Source organism: Borreliella afzelii (assembly GCF_014202295.1).
In the GTDB taxonomy this organism is placed as follows: Bacteria; Spirochaetota; Spirochaetia; order Borreliales; family Borreliaceae; genus Borreliella; species Borreliella afzelii.
Window position 1 is genome coordinate 1 of sequence record NZ_JACHGM010000016.1, and the last position, 5162, is coordinate 5162.

Sequence of the window (5162 nt, forward strand, 5' to 3'; positions counted from 1 at the left end):
TGAATCATATAATATTTCTTTCTCTTTTGTAGCAATAAAATGTGTTCCATTAACACCCGCAATCTTAACTTCACTTATTTCAAATTCATTTGCAGCTCCCAAATAACTAAAAGATTCATATCTCACGTTGGTTCTAATCCCGTAGTAATTTAGTATCATACAAGGGTCTTTGATAAAACAATTACTCTTAATGTACCCAAGTCCTAAAAATCGGTGATACGCCACATTTATTCCAAACACATTAAATTCAATATTCTTGAACACACTTGTATAATAATGTAAGCATAAAAAATAGCACCCCCATCTTTGTATTTCCCCGAGTAAACTCCTATTGTTTTGTTTTATTTTGCTAATAAGCATTTTTTAAACCTCCCATGTTAAATAGTTTTTTTAATTTTTTAGTGCCCCATTCAAAAGGGTACACTATTTGCATATGCTATATTACTCATATTTCTGGGCAAGAACACTTTACTGCTTGTCGGTAAAAGTCCTTTAAATCTATCTGATATTGCCCTTTTCTTAGGATCATAATTGAATACAAATTCTTTAAATCTATAATTTGCATGAACAATCAGTGGATATTTCTCCAAAATTTTATCAATTTTAATTTTAAGTAAATCTTTTATGGGTTTTTCTCTTCTTTTGTTTTCATTTTGAATTTTATTTAGTTCTACTTTTAGATTGTCAATCTCAATAAGATTACATTCAAGATTTGCAGCATCATCATCGGTTTTAATCTCAAGGTCTATACACTCAACATATTCTACAAATTCTTTTACCCAATCAAACTCAACTCCAGATTGATAAAAATCACTATTTACTACAAACTCTTCAACAAGCTTAATAAACGCATCATTATCATGATTATTTGATCTTAATAACTTAAACTGATCGTTTTTAACAATTTCGTTTCTTAAATTGAAAACTTCTTGTTCACATTTAAGAACAAATTCAAGCACTTTTGATATTAAAGCATCATTTCTTTTTATTTTACAATTAACCGGTGCGGCGTCGATTAAAAAGAATAAATTGCAATTTTTAAGTCCGGTACATGCTAGCTGCATTTGTGCCTGCACATAGTACTTGAAAAAGTACTTACTACTTAAGAAATTGCCATTTTTATTGTACTCTTCAATAGCACTACTCATATAAGTAGAATCACTACTCTTAATCTCTAAAAGCTCTAAAAGCTCTAAATCACCATAAATATTAATAAACCATCCATCAATTGTTGAGCCTACTAAAGTTTCTGAAACTCCCATTTTCTTGAAATAATTATATTTATCAACACCGTTGGCATATTTATTTTTATACAAAACAACAATATCATCATCATATGCTTTAACAAATTCTCTAAATCCTAAATTTTCTAATTCTTTGCCTTTCAACATATATAAATTCTCTTTAAAAGGCATACTCATGCCAAAATATTTAAGCACTCTATTGATCATTAAGTCTTTAAGTCCAGCCCCACCAATTAGAACATTGCCCACTTCACTAGCCCCATATTTGTCAAGCTTGTTTCTCTGTAAACTAAAATCAATATTACGATTAAATCTAAAACACTCTTGACTGCTTATTCCTGGTAATTTTTTACCTATCTTGCTTATTTTGCTTTTTTCTTTAACTGGAGAGGATTTTTCCTCAAACACTTCACAACCAATAAAACTTTGTTGCTCAATATGCATAATTTTTATGTCTCCATTATTTTGTATATTTTGATTTTTTTCTGAAACATTGTTCATAATGTACTCCTTATTTGATTAATAATAATTATATAGCAAAAACTATTTTTGCCAACTTTTTTACAAAAATTTTTGCAAAAAAATAGAGTTTAACTAAACTCTTTATAAAGAAATTAGTTAAACCCCACTATATTGGATTTAATTGAATAATAAAACCTTTTTTTTGCTATATATGTGTATATATAGTATAACAAAAATCTTTTTTGTCAACTTATTTATAAAAATTTTACAAAAAAAGTAAGACTTAACTAAATTCTCTTGTTAAAGAACTAGTTAAGTCCACCAAAATGTAACCTTTGTTTTATATATGCAATATGGAGATCATATTATGCAATATTTATTATATATCAAAAACTGTTTTTGTTAGGTTTTTTATAAAAATTTTTGCAAAAAAATAAACTTTATTAAAGTCTCTTGCTAAAAAACTTAATAAAGTCAGGGTTTAGCTGAATTCACTTTAAAAAATTAATCTTTAAAGTTTTTCAACAGTTAAGCATAGTCCAATTTAGAATTAAAATCAATTTATTTTTTTACAAAAAAAGAACTTATTTAAAGTCTTTTCTTAAAAAGTTCGAATAAGTTCTAATTTAGAATAGAGCAAAAATAAAATGTTATTTTTTAGTAATGTTCATCAGTATTATAATATACCACCTAAAAAGTAAATTGTGTATTATTTATTATTTAATGAATTGTAAATATTTCATAAATAAAGCATTTAAAATTGGGCCTAGAATTGCGGCTGTTAATATCATAAAATGGATTAATCTGTTTCCTGTATTAAGATCTTTTCTCAAATTCTTCACTTCATTATCTATCTTGGTATTTAAATTTTTTTCTACATTACCTATCTTGGTATTTAAAATAAATAAATCTTTTTGTAAATTTTTTTCTACAAAATCTATCTTGGTATTTACACTATCTATTTTAGTATCCAAACTATCTATTTTATAATTTAAATTCTTCTCTATAAAATCTATTTTGGTATTTAAATTCTTTTCTACATTATCTATTTTAGTATCCAAACTATCTATTTTAGTATTTAAATTCTTTTCTACATTATCAATCTTAATATCTAAATTGGATATATCTTTCCGTAAAGTCTTCTCTACATCAATTATTTTCTCTTTTAAATATTCAAAGCTGTAATTATCATTATGAAGAAAAACAAAATCTATTGCCTCCTTGCTAAACCCTATGTTTAAAAATTCATTTTTTATACTTTCTATATCGTATGTTCTATACGCTAAATTGTTCATAAAATCCCCTTATTATCCCTTTAATTCTTTATATTTCTTTAAAAGCTTCTTAATCAAATCTTTTTGATTTTCAAAAATCTCATGCATCATAAAACTTGTAAATTTTGCATTACTTTTGTAGAAATCGTAACTTTCTTGGGTTTTCAGTTGGAATCTTAAAGGTTTTATTGGGTTTTGTCTTGATTTATCCTCTTTAATTTCTATATTCAATATATTTCTATATACACCCTTTAAACCTTTTTCTTTAATATCATTTATTGATACACTCCCATCTAATACTTTCCTATAAATTTTAAGATATAAAAAAGCCTGACTTCTAGATATTATAAATTCTGACAAAAAGTCTTCGAATTTTTTATACCCATCAATTAAATAAAGTTTTTTTTCCCTTATTTTATATAAAATTTTCATTGTTTTAATTTTATTATCAATATCATCAATAGTAATTCTACGAAGTTGATCTTTATAGCTTTTATATTCAAGCTCATCATTTTCAAATTCTTGAATGTTATCTGTTCTATTATTTAATAGTATTTTTTTTACTTTTAATTTTGACATTTAATCCTCCTGGTTTTTCACCATATTTTGAAAAGTATGCCGGCATATTTTTCAAAATAAATTGTTTAATATTTTTTTTATTTCTTGATAATAAATCTCTTTATTATTGGGTTCTTTTAATTCGTTTATAAAAACCTTAATTGCATTATAAAAATGAACTCTCCCCTTAATAAGATTCTTGTATTGTGGTTGTAAAATGCTTTCAATATCTTTATAGGTATTTCTATTTTTCATAAATTGGTTTTCTATTATTACTGTTTCAATATTCTTTTTTCTTATTATTTCAACTTCTTTTATTTCATTCATCAATATTGGTAAAGACTCTACAGACCATCTTTCAGTCTGAATGGGTATTATAACTTTATGTGTAATATTTAAAGCATTAAATAATAAAGAACTTAGGCTCGGGGGAGTATCAATTATTACATAATCAAAATTATAATGATATAAATTTTTATCAAATATATATTCTAATATAAGCTCCTTATAAGGAATATCTCCTTTTTCAAATTTACACAAAATCGGATGAGAGGGGATAATATACATATTATTATTTATTGCATTCATATATTCTTTAAAATCCACTGTTTGATCTCTTTTTAATAGATAATAAACATTATTTATTTCAATGTTTCTAATATATTGCAAAAAATAGCTTGTCAAACTATTTTGAGGATCTAAATCTACAATTAACACTTTATTATTATCTTCACTCAAAATATATGAAAATATAATTGATAACATACTTTTGCCAACCCCGCCCTTAATTGACGCAATTGTTATTATTTTAGGTTTTTTAATATCCATTTTGTTAACGGTCCTTGTTCTGGGTATTTTTTCCCATAAAATTCATATATTTGTTTTTCTAAGTCTGTAAACATACTAAATAATATTTTATTGTAGTGGTTATTCATTCTCTGTTTATCTAATAAGCGATATAGTCCTTTAAAGTAGAAAAAAACACTGCCCGCTTTAAATCTAACTTCCATATAATATGCCCTTGCAAATCCATAAGATTTTCTATTCCCGTTTAATTGATACTTTACAATAGCCTTTTTTATCGGTTTTCTAAACCCGTAAAAAATTCCAATAAATTTATCCCCTTCTTTAATAGGGTATAAATGTGTTTCCTCAACAATTCTTTCTCCATTAAACAATGCCCTTAATGATACTCGAAATTCCATTCTTTTCTTTTTACTCTTTTTTTTATTCTCATAAACTCCGAATTTATAAACGTCCATCATTATTTTTGTATGGTACATTGCTTTACCATTTTCTTTTTCAATCAAAATAAAGCGTTCTTTATTTTGGCATTCTACTTTACATTTTCCTTTTTTTATAGGTTCTGGTGCAGTTTCCATATTAAATCCTTATACAACTTCTTTTAATATCAAAGAATTATTTTCATTTTTTATTAGTTCTAATAATTCGTAATTATACGTATCAAATACTTTATTATATTCTAATTTCTTTTTGCTATTCAAATATGTTTTTATAATTGGCTTTAGAATTTCAATATTCACCTTTTCTTTTAGTTGATCAATAAGAATATTATAAATGTTTACCTTTATATGCTCATAATCTTTTTGTGTGTTTTCTTTTT

The 5162-nt window shown here is 25.0% G+C and carries 6 protein-coding genes and 1 pseudogene; all 7 read right to left on the reverse strand.

Annotated features, from left to right (window positions below):
- Nucleotides 1-360: DUF261 family protein (locus HNP63_RS06190; protein WP_183227586.1), on the reverse strand; the 360-nt coding region annotated here is incomplete at its 3' end.
- A 50-nt stretch (nucleotides 361-410) separates the two neighbouring features.
- Nucleotides 411-1745 carry a DUF244 domain-containing protein gene (locus tag HNP63_RS06195; protein WP_183227588.1) on the reverse strand — a complete coding sequence of 445 codons (1335 nt, stop codon included), beginning with the start codon at nucleotides 1743-1745 and terminating at the stop codon, nucleotides 411-413.
- A gap of 677 nt (nucleotides 1746-2422) precedes the next feature.
- On the reverse strand, nucleotides 2423-3001 hold the full coding sequence (gene bdr, locus HNP63_RS06200) for a Bdr family repetitive protein (protein ID WP_183227590.1): 579 nt from the start codon (nucleotides 2999-3001) through the stop codon (nucleotides 2423-2425).
- Nucleotides 3002-3013: 12 nt separating this feature from the next.
- On the reverse strand, nucleotides 3014-3559 hold the full coding sequence (locus HNP63_RS06205) for a chromosome replication/partitioning protein (protein ID WP_012579209.1): 546 nt from the start codon (nucleotides 3557-3559) through the stop codon (nucleotides 3014-3016).
- A 51-nt stretch (nucleotides 3560-3610) separates the two neighbouring features.
- The gene (locus tag HNP63_RS06210) at nucleotides 3611-4366 is read right to left on the reverse strand and encodes a ParA family protein (RefSeq protein ID WP_183227592.1); all 756 of its coding nucleotides are present in this window, start codon (nucleotides 4364-4366) and stop codon (nucleotides 3611-3613) included.
- Nucleotides 4342-4920, reverse strand: coding sequence for a DUF226 domain-containing protein (locus HNP63_RS06215; RefSeq protein ID WP_183227594.1), 579 nt, complete (start codon nucleotides 4918-4920; stop codon nucleotides 4342-4344). The genes HNP63_RS06210 and HNP63_RS06215 overlap by 25 nt, the downstream gene beginning before the upstream one ends.
- 9 nt (nucleotides 4921-4929) lie before the next feature.
- A pseudogene (locus tag HNP63_RS06220) lies at nucleotides 4930-5162 on the reverse strand (plasmid maintenance protein); the annotation flags it as partial.

Coding starts and splice junctions, on each gene's coding strand:
- HNP63_RS06195 (WP_183227588.1), bottom strand. CDS start 1,745: ATGAACAATGTTTCAGAAAAAAATCAAAATATACAAAATAATGGAGAC.
- bdr (WP_183227590.1), bottom strand. CDS start 3,001: ATGAACAATTTAGCGTATAGAACATACGATATAGAAAGTATAAAAAAT.
- HNP63_RS06205 (WP_012579209.1), bottom strand. CDS start 3,559: ATGTCAAAATTAAAAGTAAAAAAAATACTATTAAATAATAGAACAGAT.
- HNP63_RS06210 (WP_183227592.1), bottom strand. CDS start 4,366: ATGGATATTAAAAAACCTAAAATAATAACAATTGCGTCAATTAAGGGC.
- HNP63_RS06215 (WP_183227594.1), bottom strand. CDS start 4,920: ATGGAAACTGCACCAGAACCTATAAAAAAAGGAAAATGTAAAGTAGAA.